The organism is Lysobacter antibioticus HS124 (assembly GCF_000336385.2).
Taxonomy (GTDB): Bacteria; Pseudomonadota; Gammaproteobacteria; order Xanthomonadales; family Xanthomonadaceae; genus Lysobacter; species Lysobacter firmicutimachus.
This window is the reverse complement of record NZ_HG424559.1, coordinates 45337-66309: the sequence shown is the minus strand read 5'-3', so window position 1 is coordinate 66309 and position 20973 is coordinate 45337. Positions and strand designations below refer to the sequence as shown.

Below are 20973 nucleotides of genomic sequence, written 5' to 3'. Positions count from 1 at the left end.
CAGCCGTAGTCGCATCCGCCGCAGCCGCAGCGGCCGTCTCCGCGCTAGCCGTTGCCCTCTTGAAAAAGAGGCGGGCTGGGGACCGGCTTCGGCTCGCGCAAGACACCATCTCCCGCGCCGCAGTCCGCTGCCACGCGCTATCCTGCGCCGATGCCGCGCTCCTGCCACCCATGCTGAGCCTTACCGTCGTCGCCCTGGCCAGCCTGGCCTGGCTGGCGCTGATGTTCGGCACCGCTTTGTTCGCCGAGCGCCGGCCGGCCGCGCTGGCCAAGCACTGGCGCCACATCTACGCGCTGTCGCTGGCGGTGCACTGCACCTCGTGGACCTTCTACGGCACCGTCACCCAGGCCGCGCGCTACGGTTGGCCGCTGCCGCCGACCTTCCTCGGCTCGATCCTGTTCTACGCCTTCGCGGTCGGCTTCATGGTGCGGCTGGTCAAGCTCGCGCGCGAAACCAACGCGACCTCGCTGGCCGACCTGATCGCCACCCGGCTCGGCAAGGACGCCTGGTTGGCCGCGACCGTGACCCTGGTCGCCGCGCTCGGCCTGATTCCCTACATCGCCTTGCAGCTCAAGGCGGTGGCGATGAGCTTCGCGATGCTGACCACCCGCGCCACCGACGGCGCGGCGTCGCCGGCGTGGCGCGACAGCGCGCTGTACGTGGCCCTGGCGATGGCCTTGTTCGCGATGTTGTTCGGCACCCGCCGCGCCAGCGCCGCCGAGCACAACCGCGGCCTGGTCCTGGCGATGGCGTTCGAGTCGGTGTTCAAGCTCGCCGCGATGCTGGCGATCGGCGCCCTGGTCTGGTTCGGCCTGGATCACGGCCTGACGGCGCCGATCGCGACGGCGCCGCTGCCGGCCGACGAGACCGGCGGCTTCGCGCCGCTGGTGCTGCTCGGCGGGCTGGCGATGTTCATCCTGCCGCACCAGTTCCATGTCGGCGTGGTCGAGTGCCGCGACGAACGCGACGTGCGTACCGCGCGCTGGCAGTTCCCGCTGTATCTGTTGCTGATCGCCTTGCCGGTATTGCCCTTGGCGACGGTCGGGCAGGCGATGCTCGGCTCGCAGGTGCCGTCGGACTTGTACGTGCTGGCCTTGCCGCTGTCGCAAGGGCACGAGTCGCTGGCCTTGTTCGCCTTCCTCGGCGGGCTCAGCGCCGCCACCGGCATGGTCGTGGTCAGCACGCTCACCCTGAGCCTGATGATCGGCAACCACTGGTGCGCGCCGGGCCTGCTGCGCGGAGCGTGGGCGCGCGACAGCGATCTGCGCGGGCGCGTGTTGGCGCTGCGCCGCGGCGGCATCGTCGCGATCATGCTGCTGGCTTGGGGCTATAGCCGCTTGATCGCCGGCAGCGAAGCGCTGGCCGATGTCGGCGCGGTGTCGTTCTCGGCCTTGGCCACGCTGGCGCCGGCGCTGGCCTTCGCGGTATGGCGGCCGCAGACGCCGGCGCGCGCGGCGGTGATCGGCATCGCGGCCGGCTTCGCCGCCTGGGCCTGGGCCTTGTTGCTGCCGATGCTGCACGACGCGGGCGGCGTGGCTCCGGCCTGGCTGCACGAAGGTCCGCTGGGCTGGTCGTGGCTGGCGCCGGAGCGCCTGTTCGGCCTGACCGGCTGGAGCCGGCTCGGCCGCGCGGTCGGCGCCAGCCTGTTCCTGGGCACGCTGGCGACCGTGCTGGCGGCGGTGTGGCGGCGCGAAACCCCGCGCAGCGCGCGGCGCGGTCTGGACGTGCAGACCCTGCGCGCGGCCGGCCTGCGTTTCCTGCCGCGCGAACGCGTCGCGCAGCTGCTCGATGCCGCGCCCGCGGGTGCGCCGGTGGCGGCCGAAGTCGAGGCTGCATTGGAACGCGAACTGGCCGCGGTGCTGGGCTCGGCGTCGGCGCGCGTGCTGCTGGACGCGGCGCGGCGCGAAACCGGGCGCGACCTGGACACGGTCGCGGCGATCGTCGGCGAAGCCTCGGCCGACCTGCGATTCAACCAGCGCGTGCTCGAAGCGGCGCTGCAGAACATGAGCCAGGGCATCAGCGTGGTCGACGCGCAACTGCGCCTGGTGGCGTGGAACCGGCGCTATGCCGAGTTGTTCGCGTATCCGCCGGAGCTGCTGCAGGTCGGCCGTCCGATCGCCGACCTGGCGCGCTGGGCGATGCAGCGCCTGCCGATGCAGGGCGATCTGGAGCGCGCGCTGCAGCGGCGCCTGGCGTTCATGCGCGCCGGCACCCCGCATCTGTCCGAGCGCGTGCTCGCCGACGGCAGCATCGTCGAGATCCGCGGCAATCCCATGCCCGGTGGCGGGTTCGTCGCCACCTTCACCGATGTCACCGCGTTCCGCCGCGCCGAGGCCGGGCTGATCCAGGCCAACGAGACCCTGGAGCAGCGGGTGGCCGCGCGCACCGCCGATCTGGAAGTCGCCAAGCGCGAGGCCGAGCGCGCCAACGAAGCCAAGAGCCGCTTCCTGGCCGCGGTCGGCCACGATCTGATGCAGCCGCTGCACGCTGCACAGCTGTTCACCGATGCCCTGGCGCAGCAGCTGACCGCGCCGGCGCAGCGCGAGACCGTGGCCCAGATCGGCGGTGCGCTGGATTCCACCGGCGATCTGCTGACCGGCCTGCTGGACATGTCGCGCCTGCAAGCCGGCGGCCTGGTGCCGCAGCCGCGCGAGTTTCCGCTGGCCGAAGTGCTCGATCCGCTGGCCTCGGAGTTCGGCGCGATCGCGGCGGCGCGCGGCCTGCGTTTCCGCTACGTCGCCAGCCGCGCCTGGACCCGCAGCGATCCGCAGCTGCTGCGCCGGGTGCTGCAGAACTTCCTCGCCAATGCGGTGCGCTACACCGAACGCGGCGGCGTCCTGCTCGGCGTGCGCCGGCGCGCCGGCGCGCTGGCGGTGGAAGTGCTGGACAGCGGGCCGGGCATCGCTGCGGATCAGCAGTCGGCGATCTTCGAAGAGTTCCGCCGCGGCGAAGACGCGCCGGGGCAGGGCCTGGGCCTGGGACTGTCGATCGCCGACCGCATCGCCCAGTTGCTGGATGCACCGCTGAGCCTGCGCAGTGCGCTCGGCCGCGGCACCGCGTTCGCGGTACGCCTGCCGCATGCGCCGATGCCGTCGGCGGCGTTGCCGGCCGGCGCTCAGCGCAGCGTCGCCGGCCTGCGCGTGCTGGCGGTGGACAACGATCCGCAGGCGCTGGCGGCGCTGGACGAGGTGTTGCGGCGCTGGGGCTGCGAGGTGGCCACCGCCGACGGCGACGAAGCCGCACGCAGGGCCCTGCGCGAGCGGCCGGCAGCGCTGTGGCTGTTCGACTTCCACCTCGACGACGACGACACCGGCCTGGCCCTGGCGCAGCGCCTGAGCGACGAATTCGGCGCGCGGCCCTGCCTGCTGCTCAGCGCCGACACGGGGGCCGCCGTGCGGCAGGCCGTGCACGAAGCCGGGGTCGCCTTGCTGCCCAAGCCGGTCAAGCCGCTGGCCTTGAAGTCGGTGTTGGACCGCTTGCTGGCGGCCGGCGGCGTCGGCGCCTGAATGGGCGGCGAGCGCCGGCGCGTGACGATGGCGCGAAGGTGAGATCGCGTGAGCGATGTCAAGGAAATCTTCTGGTCATTTTCTCGCCAACCCTATTGCAATGCTTGTGCCACAAAGGATTCGGCGTGGTCTCCACCTTACTGTCCGCAGGTTTGTCCACAGGCTGTGTGGACAAACACCGCGACGCGGGGTGAGGCAGGGTGAGCGGGCGCGAACGAGCGAGAGACCCCGCTGTGACTGCGCGCTCAGTCCTCGATCCGGCGCGCCGGATCGGCCAGTTCGAGCTCGCGCAGGACCACGCCGGCCTGGGTGCGGTTGCGCACGCCGAGGCGGTCGAAGATCGCCGACAGGTGCGCCTTGACAGTGCGCTCCTGCACGTCCAGTCGGTCGGCGATCTGCTTGTTGAGCAGGCCCTGCGCGACCAGAGTCAGGACTCTGAATTGCTGCGGCGACAGGCTGGCCAGGCGCGAGGCGAGGTCGGCGTCGCCACGCTCGCTGTGGGTGCGGGCGACCGCGGCGCGCAGCGTCGCCGGCAGCCACTGTTCGCAGGCCAATACGGCGCGGATCGCGTCGCGCAGTTCGTCCAGGCCGGCGCTCTTGGGCAGATAGCCGGCGGCGCCGTGGTCGAGCGCGCGCCGCACCACCCGCGGATCGTCGTTGGCCGAGACCACCGCGACCGCGGTGCCGGGGTACTGGGCGCGGATCGCCGCCAACCCGGCCAGGCCGTGGTTGCCCGGCATGTGCAGATCGAGCAGGACCAGGTCGATGCCGGGCTCGGCTTCGAGCGCGGCCAGCGCATCGTCGAGCGTGCCGGCTTCGCGCACCGCCGTATCGGGCACAGCGTCCGCGGCGGCCTGGCGCAACGCAGCGCGGAACAGGGGATGGTCGTCGGCGATCAGCAGGGTCGGCATCGCGCTAAGCCTAGCAGGCCGCGCCGGCGCTTCCGCGCGCGCACCGGCGGGCTGTACCAAAGTACGATGGGCCGGCGCGCGCGGCTTGCTAGCCTGCGCCGATGAACGCCTTCCACTCCCGTCTTGCCGCGGCCTGTGCCGCGGTCGCCCTGTCCGCCGCCGCCGCGGCCCCGATCGCGGTCGCCGCGCCGCGCACTGCGGCGGCCCCGCCCGTCAAGGACGCATCGCCGATGTTCAGCGCCCCACGCCAGACCGAACACCGCGGCGAGCACGACGACCTGCTCAGCGCCGGGCTCGGTCTGGACGGCTTGCGCGCCGCGCTGCCGCCGGCCTTCGCCGACCCGGCCCATCCCACCGCCGCCGAACTGCGCCGGCGCGCGCTGTGGGCGAACTGGCGCGGCATCGCCGATCTTGCCGTCGGCGGCGGTTACGGCGAGGTCTACGGCAGCGTGCAGCGGGTCGAAGGGCGCGAGTACAGCGCCTACGCGACCGTGCCCGGCGCGCATCAGCCGCACCGCGTGCTGGCGCAGGTGCCGGATGCGTTCGATGCCGGCAAGCGCTGTCTGGTGGTCGCGGCGTCTTCCGGTTCGCGCGGCATCTACGGCGCGATCGCCGTGGCCGGCGCCTGGGGCCTGCCCAAGGGCTGCGCGGTGGCTTACACCGACAAGGGCGCCGGTACCGACTATTTCGATCTCGATGCCGGCCTGGGCGTGCGCGCCGACGGCACCATCGGCCAGCCCGAGGACGGCGACCTGGCTTTCGTGCCGAGCGCGGCCGAGCGCGCGGCGGCGGGCGGCATCGCCTTCAAGCATGCGCATTCTCGCGACAACCCCGAAGCCGACTGGGGGCGCCACGTGCGGCAGGCGGCGCAGTTCGGCCTGAGCGCGTTGGATCGGGCCTTCCCGCAGCAGGCGCCGTTCACCTGGGCCAACACCCGGGTCATCGCGGTGGGCATCTCCAACGGCGGCGGTGCGGTGCTGCGCGCCGCCGAACTCGACGGCGAGCCCTGGCTCGACGCGGTGGTGGCGGGCGAACCGAACGTGTACGTCGACGGGGCGCGCCCCCTGTACGACTACACCACCGAAGCGGCGCTGCTGATGCCGTGCGCGCTGCAGCACAAGCCCCTGGCGGCGATGCCGGCGGCGCCGGCCGGCGCCGCCGCGGACGCTTACTGCGCCTATGCCGCGGCCAACGGCTGGCTCGGCGAGGGCATGGCCGAGGCGAGCAACGAAGCGCGCGCGGAAGCCGCGTATCGGCGCTTGCGCGACAACGGCTGGAGCGACGCCGCGTTGCGCGCTGGCGCGCTGTCGGTCAGTTTCGATCTGTGGCGCGCGGTCGCGGCGACGTACGCCTCGGCCTATGGCCGCTACGCGCCGGCGGCGAAGCGGGCCGGCAAGGGGCCGGACCAGCCTTGGCTGCCGTTCGCCTATGCCGCTGCCGACGCGGCGGCCCAGCCGCCGACCGCACGCCCGGCCGCCGCCAACGAGCGTGCCGCCTGGTGGGCCGATGCCAGCGGCATTCCGCCCGGTGCGGGCGTGCAGTTGTTCGCGCCGCCGGCCGGCGATCCCGCGCAAGCGCTGGCGCCGCTGGCCGGGCTGCGCGCGTTGTGGACCGGGCAGGGAGGCGATGGGGACGCTGCAGCGGGCCTCGCCGCCGCGCACCGGCGAGTGCGCGAGGGCATCGCCGCGACGCGCGCCTCGGCGCCGCGCAAGGGCGTGCCGGTGGTGGTCGTGCACGGTCTCGACGACGGCCTGATTCCGCCGGCATTCAGCAGCGAGCCCTATGTGGCGATGGCGCGCCGCGCCGGCGCGCAAGTGCGGTACTGGCAGGTGCGCAACGTGCAGCATTTCGACGCTTTCCTCGGACTGCCGGCATTGGCCGCGCGCTATCAACCGCTGCTGCCGTACGTCTACGCCGCGCTGGACCGGGTCGAGGCGCACCTGGCCGACGGCGCGCCGCTGCCGGCCGACGCCACCATCGACACCGGCCTGCGAGCGGCCGGTCAGCCGTTGCAGGCGCCGCAGCTCGCGATCCCGCGCTGACCGCGCCGCCGCGGCCGCGGACGGGGCAGGATGCGACCTCCGCCTCTTGCGGCCGGCGCTCCGGCTTTGGCAGGCTGGACGCCCCTCGGGACGGCCGCAGCCGTCCATCACGGAGCAACACCGCATGCGGCGCCACTTCTCGATGCTTCGCGAATTCCATCTCGCGGACTGGTTCACCCTCGCCAACGCGTTCTGCGGCACCGGCGCGATCTTCGCCGCGATGCGCTTCCTGCAGGAAGGCGGCGTGCGCGATCTGATGATCGGCATGGCGCTGATCCCGCTGGCCTTCATCTTCGACGCGCTGGACGGCAAGGTCGCGCGCTGGCGCAAGTCCTCGTCCACCCTCGGACGCGAACTCGACTCGCTGGCCGACGTGATCTCCTTCGGCGTCGCGCCGGCGGCGCTGGCCTACGCCTGCGGCCTGCAGGGCGGTTGGGACTGGGTGGTGCTGAGCTATTTCGTCGGTTGCGGCGTCAGCCGCCTGGCGCGCTACAACGTCACCGCCGAGGCCCTCTCCGGCGACGAAGGCAAGGTCAAGTACTTTGAGGGCACGCCGATTCCGACCAGCCTGGCGTTGGTGATCGTGCTGGCGGTCGCGGCCTGGCAGGGCGCGATCGGCCCCGACCTGTGGTTCGGCGGCATCCGCATCGGCCCGTGGCTGTTCCACCCGCTGGTGCTGATGTTCGCGCTGTCGGGCTCGCTGATGATCAGCAAGACGCTGCGCATTCCCAAGCCTTGAGCGGTGCGCTCCGGGCGGAGACGGCGGACCATGCGGGCACGGGGGCGGCACGGATGAAGCGGATGCTGCGGGAGCTGGCCGAGGACGTGTTCGCGCAAGGCCCGTATGCCGGCGGAATCTGCTTGCCGTGCATCGGCAACACCGTGTTGCGGCGGCTCTACGAAGAACGGCTTTTGCCCGAACCCTGCGCCGTGTGCGGCGTGCAGCGGGCCGGCCTGTCGGTGCAACAGATCGTGCGCGCCGTGCGCGGCGAGATCCGCGACTGGTTCGAGCCTCATGTCGACCTCTATCCGGGCTACGACGGCTTGTCGCTGGCCGCGGTCGTCGGCCGGGTGATCGGCTGCGAGCATGCGCCGTTCTGCGAGACCGTGGCCGGGCAGTTGCACGAGCCGGGCGCCGGCGAGGACGCCTTGTTCCATCCGGAGCAGCGTTACCAGCAACGGCGCCTGCCGTTCGAATCGGAGCAGCACGAGGACGACTACCTGCTCGGCGAGTGGGAGGCGGTGGTGCACGCACTTCGCCACGAGCAGCGGTTCTACAACGACCGCGCCGAGCGCTTCTTCGCGTCCTTGTTCGACGAAGCGCTGCAGGCCAAGGTGCGCACAGTGCTGCCGTCCTGGCACAGGCCTGCCGCGATCCTCGAACTGGGCACCGGCGTGCGGATGTTCCGCGCGCGTTGCTGCGACGACGACGCCAAATTGGCGCGGGTGCTGGCGCAGCCCGAGCGCGAACTCGGTGCGGCGCCGCGCGCCCGCGCGAACAGCAACCGGATGAACCCGGCCGGCGTGCCGCTGTTCTATGGCGCCGGCGCCGTGCACACCAGCGTGGCCGAAGTGCGCCCCTCGATCGGCGACCGGGTTGCGGTCGGGACGTTCCAGCCCGAGCGCGCCTTGAAACTGTTCGATTTCCGCGGCCTGGATCAGCGGATCGACCCGCAGGCGTTCGAGTTCTTCCGCGGCCGCGCGGACGAGCGTCTGCGCCGGCGCCATTTGCTGAAGCACCTGCACCGGTTGATCTCGCTGCCGGCGCGGCCGGGCGGAGAGGGCTACCTGGTGACTCAGGTGATGATCGAATACCTGCGCTACCGTCACGAGGAACGTTTCGACGGCGTCGCGTTCCGTTCGGTGCAGGATGGCGCCGGGGTCAACTACGTGATCTTCAGCGAAGACGAGCCGGATTCGCCGTCGGCATCGTCCGGGCGCGAACCGCGTTTTCCGCTGCGCCTGGTCGGCGCGCCGGCGGTGCACGAGGTTCAGGCCCTGGCCTACCGGCTCGATCCGCCGCTGCCGCGCAGCGATAGTGGACCGGACTAGGCCCGGCGATCGCGGCGCGCCGCGCCGGCCCCAGACGAACCAGACGCTCGGGCAGCGCCCGGCAACACGCCGTTGCTATGATCGGGCCAAATCCCTGGAGGCGGCGATGGCGAATTTCGGTTTCGGCTCGAACAATCCCGGCGGCTTCGGCGCCGCCGGTTCCGACGGATTCGAGCAACTGGCGCGACAGTACTGGAGCGCATGGGGCGAGATGATGCGCGGCGCCGCGCCGCAGCCGGCGCCCCCTTCGCTGCCGGGCTGGAACGAGGCCGTGCAATGGTGGTCGCAACTGGCCAAGGGCAGCAGCCCGCAGGCCGACGACACCCTGGACCGCTTCAACAGCCAGGCGCGCGCCTGGTTCGGCGAGATCCAGAAGCTCGCGGCGCAGTTCGCCGGCCGCGACGCGTCCGCGGCCGACGTCGCCGGCGCCTGGAAGCAGGCGATGGGCGGGCAGGGCGGCAACCCCTTCGCCGATGTGTTCGGCGCGATGCGCGGCCCGGGCCAGCAGGATTTCTCGCGCTGGGCCGAACAGATCGCGCCGTATCTGCAGAACCTGCACAGCGAAGGCCGTGCCTGGCTCGGCGTGCCGGCGGTCGGTTTCTCGCGCGAGCACCAGGAGCGCGTGCAGCACCTGGCCCAGGCCTATCTGGACTATCAGCAGCGCAGCCAGGCTTATAACGCGCTGATGGCCGAAGCCGCGCAGGATGCGTTCGCGCGTTTCGAGAACAAGCTGGCCGAGCGCAGCGAACCGGGTCGTCAGATCGGCAGCGCGCGCGCCCTGTTCGACCTGTGGATCGACGCGGCCGAAGAGGCCTATGCCGACATCGCCCTGTCGCCGCGCTTCCGCGACGCCTACGCCGACCTGGTCAACTCGCAGATGCGGCTGCGCGCCGGAGTGCAGAAGGAGGTCGAGCAGACCAGCAGCAGCCTGGGCATGCCGACCCGCACCGAGATCGACGCCGCGCACCGCAAGATCGTTCAGCTCGAACGCGAACTGCGCCGGCTGCGCGACGAACTGCAGTCGCGCCCGGCGCCGGCGCGCGCCGAGGCCGATGCGCCGCGCAAGCCGGAGGCGAAACCGGCGCCCGCCGCCAAGCCGGCCTCGGGCAAACCCGCTGCCGCGACCCAGTCCGCGGCGGCCAAGCCCAAGGCGGTCAAACCCAAGGCGGCCAAGCCGCGCACAGCGCAATCGGTCGCCGCCGCGCCGAACGTCAGCGCGGCATCGCCCGCGAAGACGGCCGCCCAGCCGCCGCGCAAGACCGCGATCGCCCGTCCGCAACCGCCGGCGCGCCCCGCGGCGGTGAGCAAGTCCGGCGCCGCCAAGCCGGCCAAGAAGGGAGCCCGCTGAGATGACCGGTCCGATCAATTTCAGCGCCGAATCCCTGGCCCAGGAAGCGATGCGGGCGCAGCAGAAACTGCGCGCCGGCCTGGACTCGCTGCGCCAGGTCGACAACATCGACTACGGTGCGACCGAACGCGAGGAAGTCTGGCGCGACGGCAAGGTGGTGCTGTACCGCTTCCGCGGCGAGAAAGCGCCGACCGCCAAAGTGCCGCTGCTGATCGCCTATGCGCTGGTCAACCGCCCGTACATGGTCGACCTGCAGGCCGACAAGTCGATCGTGCGCGGCCTGCTGGAGCGCGGCGAGGACGTCTACATCCTCGACTGGGGCTATCCGGACCGCTCCGACCGCTATCTGGAGCTGGAGGACTACATCCAGCGCTTTCTCGGCGGCGCCGTCGACCATCTGCGCCGCGAGTACCGGATGGCGGCGATCAACCTGCTCGGCATCTGCCAGGGCGGCGCGTTCTCGCTGTGCTATTCGGCGCTGAATCCGCGCAAGGTGCGCAACCTCATCACCATGGTCACGCCGGTGGATTTCCACACCGACGACAACATGCTGTCGAACTGGACCCGCGGCCTGGACATCGACCAGTTCGTCGACACGCTCGGCAACGTGCCGGCCGACGTCATGAACTGGTGCTACCTGACCCTCAAGCCGTGGCGGCTGTTCGTGCAGAAGTACGTCGGCCTGATCGACATCCTCGACGACAAGCGCGCGCTGGAAGACTTCCTGCGCATGGAGAAGTGGATCTTCGACTCGCCCGACCAGGCCGGCGAAGCCTTCCGCCAGTTCATCAAGCAGTTCTACCAGGGCAACGGCTTCGTCGAGGGCGGCATCGACATCGGCGGCCGCGCGGTCGATCTGGGGTATGTCGACATGCCGGTGCTGAACATTTACGCCGAGCAGGACCATCTGGTGCCGCCGGCCGCATCGAAGGCGCTCAAGAACCTGGTCGGCAGCGAAGACTACAGCGAGCTGTCGTTCAAGGGCGGGCACATCGGCATCTACGTCTCCGGCCGCGCCCAGCGCGAAGTGCCCGGCGCGATCCACGACTGGCTGGCGCAGCGTTCGCGTTGAGGCCGCGGCGCGGCGGTTCCGGGTTAGTCTGTCGCTTCTCCTCCGACCGGATCGCCGCATGCGCCGCTGCCTGCTCGTCTGTCTCGTCCTTGCGCTGAGCGCCTGCGCCGTCGCGCCGTCGCGTTCCTCCGACGCCGCCACCGCCGGTTCATCTGCCGCCCCGGTGGCCGCCGCGGAAGGCGCCGCGCCGCGCGATCCGGAGCAATGGGAAGCCGACATCCGGGCTTTCGAGGCCGAGGACGCGCGGGTCCGGCGGCGGCCGGGCGGGGTGGTGTTCGTCGGCAGTTCCTCGATCCGCTACTGGACCACGCTGGACCAGGATTTCCCGGGGGTGGCCAGCATCAACCGCGGCTTCGGCGGCTCCCGGGTCTACGACTCGCTGCGCTATGCCGAACGCATCGTGCTGCCGTACCGGCCGCGCGCAGTGGTGTTCTACGCCGGCGACAACGACCTGTCCGAAGGCCGCTCGCCGCAGCAGGTGCGCGACGATTTCGTCGCCTTCGTGCAGCGCGTGCATCAGTCCGAGCCGCAGGCGCGGATCGGTTTCGTCTCGATCAAGCCCAGCCCGTCGCGCGCCGCGCTGCTGCCGCAGGTGCGCGCGGCCAACGCGCTGGTCCGCGACTACGCGGCGAGCGCGACCGGGGTGGACTACCTGGACGTGTTCACGCCGATGCTGGACGCCGACGGCGCGCCGCGCGCGGGGCTCTTTCTGCAAGACCGGCTGCACATGAACCGCGAGGGCTATGCGATCTGGAAAGACGTGGTCGGCAGCTGGCTGGGTGCGCTCTAATTCGGCACGAATCGCAGCACAGATCTCGGCACCCCGGCATGGACTCGCTCAACCCGATGCAACCGCTGAAGCTCCGCCGCCGCGCTGCGGCACCGCGTTCCCTGCGCCGCGCCGGCTGGCTGCTGGCCGGCCTGCTGGCCTCCTGTTTCGGCGCCCAGGCCGCGCCCAGCGCCCAGGCCGAGCGCGAAATCGAACAACTGATCCAAGCCCTGGGCCGCTCCGGTTGCCAGTTCGAACGCAACGGCAGTTGGCACGACGCCGCGCAGGCGCAGGCGCATCTGCGCAAGAAGCTGGCCTATCTGCGCAAGCGCGATCTGGCCGACACCGCCGAGGCGTTCATCGACCGCGCCGCCAGCCGCAGCAGCCTCAGCGGCCAGCCCTACCGGGTGCGTTGCGGCCAGGCGGCGCCGGTCAGCTCGGCTTCCTGGCTGCGGGGCAAACTCGTTCAGCTACGCAGCGCCGGCGTCTCGACACCGCCGTCGCGGTGACGCGCTAGACTCATTCGGGACCCGTCAGCACTCGGAGACCTGGGCCGGATGAGCAGTTCCGCGCGACCGCTGTGCCGCTCGCGGCACGACCGCATGATCGCCGGCGTCGCCGGCGGCATCGCCCTGCGCCTGCGCTGGAATCCGGTGCTGGTGCGCGCCGCATTCGTGGTCCTGGCGCTGGCCAGCTTCGGCCTGCCGGTGGTGTTGCTGTACCTGATCCTGTGGCTGGTCCTGCCCGAAGAGGGGTGCTGACTGAGCGTGTGGCTGCGAATCGCCGGCGGTGCGCTGGGCGCGGTGTGGACCTCGCCGGTGACCCTGCTCGGCCTGCTCGCCGGCGTGCTGGCGATGCCGTTCGGCGCGCGCGCGCGTTGGCGCCGCGAAGACCTCGCGCTGGTGTTCCATCACTGGCCTTGGGGCCCGGGCGGGGCGATCACCCTCGGCAACGTGATCCTGCACACCGGCGCCGACCTGGACTCGCCGTGCTTCACCTATGCGCACGATGCCGGGCACTGCGTCGAAGCGCCGATCCGCCTGTCCGATCACGAGCGCGCCCATGTCTACCAGTACATGGTGCTGGGCCCGCTGTTCCTGCCCTTGTACCTGCTGTGCGGCGGCATCAGCGTGCGCAACCGCTTCGAGCGCGCGGCCGATCGCTACGCGCAGACCGGCCGCGGCTGGTGGCCGTGGGCGCGGTGGCCGGCCGGGCAGAGCGCCGGGGCGGCAGCGATGCGCGTTTACTCGGGCGATGCGCATGAACAGGCGCCGTGCGAGCGCGAGCGCAGGCGCGATCACGAAAATTTGATCGGCCGGTAACGTTACCGGGCGTACCCTGCATGCGTCGGAGAACAACCAACGGACGCGAGTCCGATGCAATCGCTCCGACAACGGAAGGCCCGGACACCCGAGGAAATCTCGAGGCCTGGGCCTTCTCATTGGGGCGCTGTTTTAGCGGCGCTGGTTTTGGCGCGCAACCGCGTCGCGACGGCGCGTCGCCGCGTTCGCGCCTTCCAGGCCGCAGCTTCGACCCGCATGCTCGAACCGGACGCGCGGCCGTCGCCGCGGCCCGCGCGCAGGCGGTGTCCTAACCGCTACGAGCGGCGGTCAATGGCAGGCGCACGGCGCTGTCGCCGCCGGGTGCGCCGTTGGGGCCGAAACGGCGTTCGACGAACACCACCGCATCGTCTTCGACCAACACCACGGTGCTGCAGCGCGTGCCGTAACCGTCGCCGAGCACGAACGGCGGCGACAGCAGGCGTTCCAGTTCGAGGCCGACGCCGGTGTCGGGCAAAGCCGCGTCCGGCGCCGGCGCGGTATCGGCCAGCGCCGCCAACAATTCGGCGACGCCGGCGCCGTCCGCAGCGCGGGCTTGAGAGGCAGGCGAAGCCAGCCAGGCCGACAAGGCGCGGGTGGCGTGGCCGCTCTTCGGCCAGGGCGCGTCGAACGCGCCGTTGGACATGGCATGCACGCCGGGCGCGATCGGCGCGCTCTGGAATTCGGGGTGATTGCTGGCGAAACGCAGTTGCGCGCCATCCCACAGCAACAGATTGAAGCGGCCGTACTCGGCTGCGTACGGCGCCATCGCGGCCAGGTAGGACTCGGCATCCGCGTCGCCGCGCACGAACCCGCTGACCAGACCGCCGCGCGAGTGCGGCCGCGCTTCGGGATTGCGGCCGACGCGGACGTTGGTCACCGCGGCGAAGCGTCCGCGCGTGGACACCTGCAGCCAACTGCCGCCCTGCACCAGATCGCGTCCGCCGTAGACCTCGGGCGCCTCCGGATCGGGCCCGGCGGCGGCGCTGGGGCGGGCGTGGGCCTCGTCGCGATTGGCGATCAGGGCCAGGCGGTAGCGCGGGTGGTGGTCCCAGGCGAGGGCGATCAGGCACATCCGGCCATTCTAGCCCCGCGCCTGCGTCAGAGTGCTCACAGCGGTGGCATGGGCGCAAGCGGCATCGGTCGCGTGTTTCACACGACGAATGGCAGAGGCAGCGCAGTGTGCCTGGCACTATTCTGGCCATCGTCTCAGAAGTTGAGACCGCTCCGCGTTCTGCTAGCCGGCGCAGACGGGGAGACGCATTCATGAATCGTGGTGCCAGGATGTTGCTGCAGTTGTTCGCTCCGCCCGTGGTGGTCGCCGCCGGCGGCGTCGCCAGCGGCGCGCTCCTGCTGCAGGCCGCGGCCGCGCCGGAGGCCGCCCGCCGCCTTCGCGCCGATCGCGCGCGGCCTGCAGGCGGCAGCGCTGGCGGCGGGCGCGGCGATGGCGCTGCACGCGCTCTGGCGGGTGTGGCGCTGGGAGCGCGGCCTGGAACCGCAATGCCCCTGCGGCGGCCTGTTGTCGCGGCCGTCGTCCCTGCAACGCGGACGCGTCCGCCACTGCCTGGGCTGCCGCCGTCGCCAGCCGCCCGCTCCGATCCGCAGCTCCGATCCGCCCGTACGACCCGCAGATCCCGATCCGTCGATCCGCCCGCCGCAGGCTTCCATCACCGGTCTTGATCCCATGCTCACTGCCGCCGCCATCCATTGCATCGTGACCCCGCCGCCCGAAGCGGCCCCGCTGCGCCCGAAACGGCCGGCGCCGGCCGGCGAGAACGGGCGGCGCAACGCCGGGGCCCGAAGCGCCCGCGTCCGGGCCCCCCAGGCCGCGGACGACGCCGAAGCCTTCGACGAGCTGGTCTACGCCGCTGCGGCCGAACCGCACTGAGGCGCCGCGCGCAGCGGGCCTGCCGCCGACCCCGCGGCTTCAGGCCCGGACCCCGCCGGCACCGCGAAGAGGGGGCAGACTCCGCGCGCAAGCCCCGCTATACTGCGCAGCCCGCTGCCGGAGTGGCGGAATCGGTAGACGCAGCGGACTCAAAATCCGCCGCCCTTAAAAGCGTGTGGGTTCGAGTCCCACCTCCGGCACCAAGACAAAACAAAGGGTTAGGCCTTGCGGCCTAGCCCTTTGTTTTTTGCAGTCGAGTCACGACCCGTACACGACGTTGCGGCCTGTAATTGCGCAGTCGAGGCGCTAATAGTCGGCTTCGTACTCGACGTCCGCCTCGGTTTCGTAGCTGGCGTCCTCGGCCGCCTGTTCGGCGGCTTCTTGCGCTTCGCGATCTGCCTGTTCTTGGCGCTCGTTTGCGAAAGCCTCGCACCCTTCGATGAAAGATTGCGAGTTGCCGCCGCAGTCAGAGGCATCGGTGAAGTCGTGCTCCTGCGCCCACGCAAAGCCTGCTTCGTGGCCGGAGCAATCTTGCGTGCACGTGTAATTGCCGTTGTCCTCTACGTTGTACGCGTCCACATTGCTCGCCTCGGCTCCGGTACCGTCGCTGTCGGCCCCATGCTCTTCGTATACGGCCTGCCTTGCCTCTTCGGCGGCTTCTTCGGCAGCTTCGGCCGCCGCATCGGCGTTAGCTGCGTAATCGTCGTAGTCTCGGTACCGACCGCCGCCGTCGCCGCAGCCAGCTATCAGCAGCACAAGTCCAAGCACGGCCTTGCCTATGCGCACGCTCATGCGAATCCCCCGTGATCCTGCGGAAAGCCTACTTGAATCCGCTTTGAGCCGCCCCAGCCCAATTAAGACCGCCTGGGCGGGGAAGCCCAGCAGGTTGCAAGCCACTCAGAGCCGTTTTGCTGCAATGCGCAATTGTTGTTGTGCGATTTTCTGTGCGGGGCATATTGACTCGCACAGAGTGGAGTGAAAGGATCAATCCACAGAAGCCCGCGCAGGTGCCCATCGATGGCCGCACAGAAGGAACAGAAGAAACTCACCCCGCCATATGTCCCTTACCGCTCCTTCGCAAATTCGCTGAATAAGCTGAGTGAGCGGGGGCTGCCGGGCCGCATCGACCCCAGCGTCTTCAGCGGTCAATCTGGCTCGACCATCGCCGCGCTGCTCGCCGCTTACAAGTATCTCGGGCTTATGAGCGAATCTGGCGCGCCCAACGACATGCTCAAGAAGCTCGTTGACACCGACGAGAAAGATCGCGGGCCGCTGATCAAGGAACTGCTCAGAACGCGATATACCTTCCTGCAGCACCCACACATCGACCTCAACGATGCCACCACGCAGCAAATCGAAAGCGCATTTCGTGAGCAGGGCATCGGAGGCAGCACCATCACCAAGGCTGTCTCGTTCTTTCTGGCAGCGGTGGCGGCGGCTGGCGTCGCGGTCTCCAAGCACATCAAAGCCCCGCCTCCGAAACGCAACGGAGCGCCCCGGGCTAAGCGCGCGAAGAGTCGCGGTTTGTCGGATGTAGAGGCGCCAGTAACACCCGCCGCTCCCCAAAGGCCAGCGCAGTCTGCAGCGGAACTATTGCTCGCTAAATTCCCTGACTTCGATCCGTCGTGGCCCGAAGACATCAAGACCAAGTGGTTTGAATCGTTCTCATCGCTTCGTGGAGCGATGTTGAAGGAGGAATCGTGAAAAGGAGATAGATCGCCTGCGCATGTTCGCAACCGCGAGCGACCGGGCTATCCGCGTGCGCAGGCCAAAACGACGCGACCCGAGGTGTACGAGACCTCGGGTCGCTAGGAAGCAAGTCGCTCACATTTGATCAACCCAATAGGCAACCGGAAAGGTACGCCCATCGAGCAAGTTCAAATTTAGCACAAATGCATAGCACGATGCTATGCACATAGCTGAACTGCTAACGTGCTCACAGGCAAGTACAGAGACCGTGTTGTCGTCAAATCGACAATGAGGTTCTTACTCCAATGATTTACTTCTACGTGCACAAGAGCTCGGTCAACGGGCAGTGGTACTTCAACATCCGCAGCGCAGGTAACCATCAGGTCATCGCGACCTCGGAGGGCTACCACAACAAGCAGGATGCGCTAAGCACCATCAACGTCATCCGCAAGGGGGCGGCCACCGCCCGGATCTATGACGCTTCCACGGAACAGTGGGCGGCATAAGCAGAAACGGTGGGGCGGGCGAATGCTCGCCCCACTCTTCTTTGACCGAAAAGAACTAGGCCATCATGCGTGCCGTCGATGACGTTGAGAGCCGAGTTACGTGCGTCGGTAGCGTGTGGTCCCTGGCCGAAGATGGCTCGTTGAAACAAGTTGAGCGATCGTGTCGACGGCGGAGTCTGCTCGAGCTTCGGTGCTTAGTAGCATGCCGGATTAGGTTTTATTCTGCGAGCTCACCCTGGATCGCGTGCGGCTGTCACTCGGTGGATACACTACCGCATACGGCACAGCGGGCGGCAGAGTCGATTTAAGGTGCCTTAGCCTTCCCACTCCAAGACTTACTAACAATCATCCACTTGCCATCGATCTTCGACAGCGCGAGATAGTCCACGCCGTCCCACGCCGGATAGTCCAGCTTCACCTTGACCACCGCGGCGTTTTCGCTGACGTCGAGGATTTCGTAGCTGCGATGGCGTTGGTCTTCGTCGTCGGCCGGCTTGCCGGGGAAGCCCTTGGCCCATTCTTCCGTGGTCCGCACGACCACCTGGCCCTTGGAGGCGGAGTAGCCGAGCACCGCGCCGTCCCGGCGCAGCACTTCGAAGGCGATGCGGGCGTCGCCGGCTTCGAAGGCCTGCATCATTCTTTGCATGGCGCGGTCGACTGCGTCGCGCTCGCTGGTTTGCGCCAGGGCGGAGGCGGGCAGGAGCAGGGCGGCGGCGAGTACGGCGGATCGGATCGATGATTTCATGGCGGTTCCTGGTGTTGTCGGGCGTAGCTGAGGGGCCGGCATCGGCCGGCGGGAGAAGGCGTTGCGGGAGATCAGGCTTTCTTGGCGCCGCGGACCGGCGGTCGGTCGGCTTGGCGGCGCAGGATGTCGACCACGGCTTGCGCGACTTGGGTGGCGGAGGCGTAGTTCTGGCCGGTCACGACGCGGCCGTCGACTTCGATGTAGGCCTGGTCGCCGTCCAGGGCATGGAACAGGCCGCCGCGGGATTCGACGGTTTTGCGGATCAGGAACGGGAACTGCTTGAAGTAGGGCTCGTCCTGGCGCTCGTGCTCTTCGGGATAGCCGGTGATGCGTTTGCCCGCCACCAGCGGCTGGCCGTCGGCGAGTTTGAGGTTCACCAGGCCGGCGGTGCCGTGGCAGACGGCCGAAACTACGCCGCCGTTGCGCTCGTAGACGTGCATGGCGATCCGCTGCAGCACGGAATGTTCCGGCACGCCGTAGATGGCGTTGCTGCCGCCGACGTAATAGACGGCACGGTAGCGGCTCGGGTCGATCTGCGCGGGGCGGGCGGTGTGGCGCAGCCCGGTCATGATCCGCTCGTCCTTGCGGCGGGGCTCCATGTCCTTGCCGACGTAGCGGTCGAGGATCGGCACCTCGCCGCCGTCCGGGGAAACGAAGTCGACCGCGTAGCCCGCGGCATGGAAGGTGTCCCAGGCATGCACGACTTCGCCGAAGCTGATGCTGGCCGGGAGGGCTGAGCTGCCGTGGACTTTGCTGCTGGCGAGGACGAACAGGATGCGCCCCTGGTCGCTGTGGGCGGGTTGGCGGAGGTCGGCGTGGGCGGCGGCGGGCAAGACGCCGGCGCGTTGCGCGGCGGCGTCGCTCAGGCCGTCGACGACGACCGGCCCGACGATGCCCGGGGCCGCGCGGGCGTCGGGAACGCAGCCCAGGCAGGCCGACAGGAGAAGCAGCGGGAGCGATCGGAAGAGGCGCGACAGGAGCATGGGCACGGGCTCGTTGGAAGGAGCCCGTACCCTATTCGATCCCTTTCGAATCAATGTCTTGTCGCGTCTTCCCGGAGTGCTGAAACGGCTTTCAGGAGTCGCTTGCGGCGACCCGGAACGCGGCGGGCGTGACTCCGGCGAGCTTTTTGAAGGTGCTGTGGAAGGTCGACATCGACTGGAAGCCGGCTTCCGTGGCCACGACCTCGAGCGGCTTCGGCGGGGACTGGCGCAGCAGCGCCTTGGCCTCGGTTACGCGCAGCTGCGCCAGGTACTGCTTGAACGAGGTCTGGTTGTTGTCGTTCAACAACTGCGACAGCCGGGTCTGCGGCAGGCCGAGCCGGCGCGCGAGGCGGGGCAGGGTCAGGCCCGGGTCCAGGTGCAAGCGTTCGTGCGCCATCAGCTCGGCCAGGGACTGCAACTGCACCGCGGCCTCGGATTCGGGAATCCGGCGGTCCTGGTAGGGCTCGATCGGGGCCTGGCCGGAACGCAGGCGCAGATAGACCAGCACGCTGGAGGCGAGGACGAAGGTGAAGGACAGCGCGCCGACGATGTAAGAGGTGTAGCCGGAGGTGTAGTAGGCGATCCAGATGATCCAGATGCCCGCTACCGTGCCCAGCAACAGCGGCCCGGCCGGCGTGCCCGAAAGCCGCGAGCGATGCGCGTACAACTGCGCGCTGGCGAGCAGGAGGTAGCCCAGCCACGAGTAGACGATGCCCGGGGTGACGATCTGCCGCCACAGTTCGATGTGGCCGGCATAGGGCAGGAACAGGTTCACCGCGGCGGCGAGGGCCAGCAGGCCGGCGATATGCCAACGGTCGGCCCGCCCGGGGGCGGAGGCGTCGCCCTGGCTCGAACGAACCAGGAAGAACAGGCAGGGGCCGATCATGAAGCAGGCGGTCAGGCCGATCTGCAGAACGAACCGGGGAATGTCCGGCCAGAAATAGAAGGCCACGGATTTCCCGGCGCGCACGCTCACCGCCAGGATCAGCAGCGACAGCCAGCGCTGGGTGGGTTTGCCTTTGGCCCGCCACCACAGGAACGACGCCGCGACGATGCCGTTGAAGGCGCCGAGCATGGAGAAGAAGAACAGGAAGTGTTGGCTCAGCATGGTCGATGCATCGAAACGATCGGCCTCTCGTCGGGAACGGCCGGGCGGCCGGAGGACGACGCGCGTGGGCGGAACGGCTGGGAAACATTCGTGTTGCGCGCCGATCCCCTGCGGCACGGCGCCTCGGCGAGCGCGCGCAATGATACACGCTCGCCCCGTGGGCTCCGGGGACGGGCACTACCGGCGATCGGACGTCGCGGAGCCGGGCTTGCGTGCGCCGCCGGGGTGAGCGCGGAGGCGGGGCGTGCCGGTGTCTGCGCGCGCGGGAGACGCGGGGCGATCCCGCCGAGACGGTCGCGGCGATGCGTTCGCCGCGCGTCGCGCGCTTTCGCGCCGCTTCGGGCCGGCTTCGTCGTAATGGGGCTGTCGCCGGGCGGCGGCGGGTTCGATGCTGAAGCGATGGGCGATCCGGCCGGCAGCGGCGGATCGCGTTCGTCGCTTACCTGTCTGTTTCGCATCGGAGGTCGCCATGCGCGCGCAGTGGCTGTTGTGGTGTTCGTGTCTGGTTCTGGCGGCGTCGAATGCGCGCGCAGAATCCCCGACCGTGTCCTTGTTCAACGACACCGCGCAGAGCGTGCGCGAGTTGTGGATCGCGCCTGCCGGCAGCGAGGAATGGCGCCGGATCGCATTGCCCCTGAGCGGTTTGGCGGCCGGCGCCGAACAAACGCTGCGCTTGAGCGCGCCGCCCGGCGGCTGCGTATTCGACCTGCGCTTCGACCTGCGCCGAGGCTGGAATTTCCTGCATCGCGGCGTGGATTTCTGCCGCTTCGACACGTATCGCTTGGGCCGATACCTGCGCGGCAAGTCCCCGCCGCGGCCGGTGGCCCTGCGCGACGAGCGCCCGCGGGTGCAGGGCGTGGCGGCTCAGCCTGCGGACTGAACACGGCGCGCGCCGCTGCGTTTGTAGGGGCGGCGTGAGCCGCGACGACCGCAGCGGTGGACGCAAGCGGCGTATCCGCAGGCTGGGACAGTCGGGACAAAGCTCCGGCGCTCGACGATTTGAGCTTCGTTCGGCGGCGCTTTCGACCGTCGCTG

The 20973-nt window shown here is 69.8% G+C and carries 19 protein-coding genes, 1 tRNA gene and 1 pseudogene; 15 read left to right on the top strand and 6 right to left on the bottom strand.

The features are described from left to right. The first annotated feature begins 170 nt into the window (after nt 1–170). Nucleotides 171–3506, top strand: a complete 3336-nt coding sequence (locus tag TX83_RS18660; protein ID WP_064749493.1) for a hybrid sensor histidine kinase/response regulator — start codon at nt 171–173, stop codon at nt 3504–3506. A gap of 245 nt (nt 3507–3751) precedes the next feature. Here TX83_RS18660 and TX83_RS18655 read toward each other — a convergent pair whose 3' ends face one another. Then, the gene (locus TX83_RS18655) at nt 3752–4417 is read right to left on the bottom strand and encodes a response regulator transcription factor (RefSeq protein WP_064749492.1); all 666 of its coding nucleotides are present in this window, start codon (nt 4415–4417) and stop codon (nt 3752–3754) included. A gap of 230 nt (nt 4418–4647) precedes the next feature. Between TX83_RS18655 and TX83_RS18650 the strand changes: the two genes are divergently transcribed. The 9 genes and pseudogenes from TX83_RS18650 to TX83_RS18610 all read left to right on the top strand — a co-directional run. After that, nucleotides 4648–6459 (top strand): 3-hydroxybutyrate oligomer hydrolase family protein, encoded by a 1812-nt coding sequence (locus TX83_RS18650; protein WP_064749499.1) that lies wholly within the window; start codon nt 4648–4650, stop codon nt 6457–6459. Nucleotides 6460–6583: 124 nt separating this feature from the next. Then, nucleotides 6584–7198: a CDP-alcohol phosphatidyltransferase family protein gene (locus TX83_RS18645; RefSeq protein WP_064749491.1), complete on the top strand. Its 615-nt coding sequence runs from the start codon at nt 6584–6586 to the stop codon at nt 7196–7198. Between the two features lie 62 nt (nt 7199–7260). Then, nucleotides 7261–8511: an RES family NAD+ phosphorylase gene (locus TX83_RS18640; RefSeq protein ID WP_186442648.1), complete on the top strand. Its 1251-nt coding sequence runs from the start codon at nt 7261–7263 to the stop codon at nt 8509–8511. Nucleotides 8512–8617: 106 nt separating this feature from the next. After that, nucleotides 8618–9859, top strand: a complete 1242-nt coding sequence (phaE, locus tag TX83_RS18635; protein WP_064749487.1) for a class III poly(R)-hydroxyalkanoic acid synthase subunit PhaE — start codon at nt 8618–8620, stop codon at nt 9857–9859. 1 nt (nt 9860) lies between these two features. Next, entirely contained in the window at nt 9861–10931 is a 1071-nt protein-coding gene (locus TX83_RS18630; protein WP_064749485.1) for a class III poly(R)-hydroxyalkanoic acid synthase subunit PhaC, read from the top strand. Between the two features lie 58 nt (nt 10932–10989). Further along, a complete protein-coding gene (locus tag TX83_RS18625) occupies nt 10990–11721 on the top strand; it encodes an SGNH/GDSL hydrolase family protein (protein ID WP_064749483.1) in 732 nt (243 codons plus the stop codon). A gap of 38 nt (nt 11722–11759) precedes the next feature. Continuing rightward, entirely contained in the window at nt 11760–12209 is a 450-nt protein-coding gene (locus TX83_RS18620; RefSeq protein ID WP_261370191.1) for a DUF5329 domain-containing protein, read from the top strand. Nucleotides 12210–12257: 48 nt separating this feature from the next. Then, nucleotides 12258–12461 carry a PspC domain-containing protein gene (locus TX83_RS18615; protein WP_064749481.1) on the top strand — a complete coding sequence of 68 codons (204 nt, stop codon included), beginning with the start codon at nt 12258–12260 and terminating at the stop codon, nt 12459–12461. A 93-nt stretch (nt 12462–12554) separates the two neighbouring features. Beyond that, a pseudogene (locus tag TX83_RS18610) lies at nt 12555–12893 on the top strand (hypothetical protein); the annotation flags it as partial. A gap of 397 nt (nt 12894–13290) precedes the next feature. Here the strand turns inward: TX83_RS18610 and TX83_RS18605 are convergent. After that, the gene (locus TX83_RS18605; protein ID WP_064749479.1) at nt 13291–14094 is read right to left on the bottom strand and encodes an NRDE family protein; all 804 of its coding nucleotides are present in this window, start codon (nt 14092–14094) and stop codon (nt 13291–13293) included. A gap of 369 nt (nt 14095–14463) precedes the next feature. On the opposite strand from TX83_RS18605, the gene TX83_RS22945 reads away from it, so the two are divergent. Both TX83_RS22945 and TX83_RS18595 read left to right on the top strand, forming a co-directional pair. Further along, on the top strand, nt 14464–14907 hold the full coding sequence (locus tag TX83_RS22945) for a hypothetical protein (protein WP_141233571.1): 444 nt from the start codon (nt 14464–14466) through the stop codon (nt 14905–14907). A gap of 116 nt (nt 14908–15023) precedes the next feature. Continuing rightward, nucleotides 15024–15110: transfer RNA gene (locus TX83_RS18595), tRNA-Leu, on the top strand. Nucleotides 15111–15213: 103 nt separating this feature from the next. On the opposite strand, the gene TX83_RS18590 is transcribed toward TX83_RS18595, so the two are convergent. Next, nucleotides 15214–15699 (bottom strand): hypothetical protein, encoded by a 486-nt coding sequence (locus tag TX83_RS18590; RefSeq protein ID WP_141233570.1) that lies wholly within the window; start codon nt 15697–15699, stop codon nt 15214–15216. Between the two features lie 225 nt (nt 15700–15924). On the opposite strand from TX83_RS18590, the gene TX83_RS18585 reads away from it, so the two are divergent. Both TX83_RS18585 and TX83_RS18580 read left to right on the top strand, forming a co-directional pair. Beyond that, nucleotides 15925–16611 (top strand): DUF5343 domain-containing protein, encoded by a 687-nt coding sequence (locus TX83_RS18585; protein ID WP_064749473.1) that lies wholly within the window; start codon nt 15925–15927, stop codon nt 16609–16611. Between the two features lie 290 nt (nt 16612–16901). Then, nucleotides 16902–17102, top strand: coding sequence for a YegP family protein (locus TX83_RS18580; protein WP_064749471.1), 201 nt, complete (start codon nt 16902–16904; stop codon nt 17100–17102). 304 nt (nt 17103–17406) lie between these two features. Here TX83_RS18580 and TX83_RS18575 read toward each other — a convergent pair whose 3' ends face one another. The 3 genes from TX83_RS18575 to TX83_RS18565 form a co-directional block, all read right to left on the bottom strand. Beyond that, nucleotides 17407–17847 (bottom strand): nuclear transport factor 2 family protein, encoded by a 441-nt coding sequence (locus TX83_RS18575; RefSeq protein ID WP_064749469.1) that lies wholly within the window; start codon nt 17845–17847, stop codon nt 17407–17409. A gap of 71 nt (nt 17848–17918) precedes the next feature. Continuing rightward, nucleotides 17919–18830 (bottom strand): type 1 glutamine amidotransferase domain-containing protein, encoded by a 912-nt coding sequence (locus tag TX83_RS18570; protein WP_064749468.1) that lies wholly within the window; start codon nt 18828–18830, stop codon nt 17919–17921. A gap of 91 nt (nt 18831–18921) precedes the next feature. Beyond that, nucleotides 18922–19938: a helix-turn-helix transcriptional regulator gene (locus TX83_RS18565; protein WP_064749466.1), complete on the bottom strand. Its 1017-nt coding sequence runs from the start codon at nt 19936–19938 to the stop codon at nt 18922–18924. Between the two features lie 544 nt (nt 19939–20482). Between TX83_RS18565 and TX83_RS18560 the strand changes: the two genes are divergently transcribed. Further along, a complete protein-coding gene (locus TX83_RS18560; RefSeq protein WP_141233569.1) occupies nt 20483–20818 on the top strand; it encodes a hypothetical protein in 336 nt (111 codons plus the stop codon). The last annotated feature ends 155 nt before the right edge of the window (nt 20819–20973 follow it).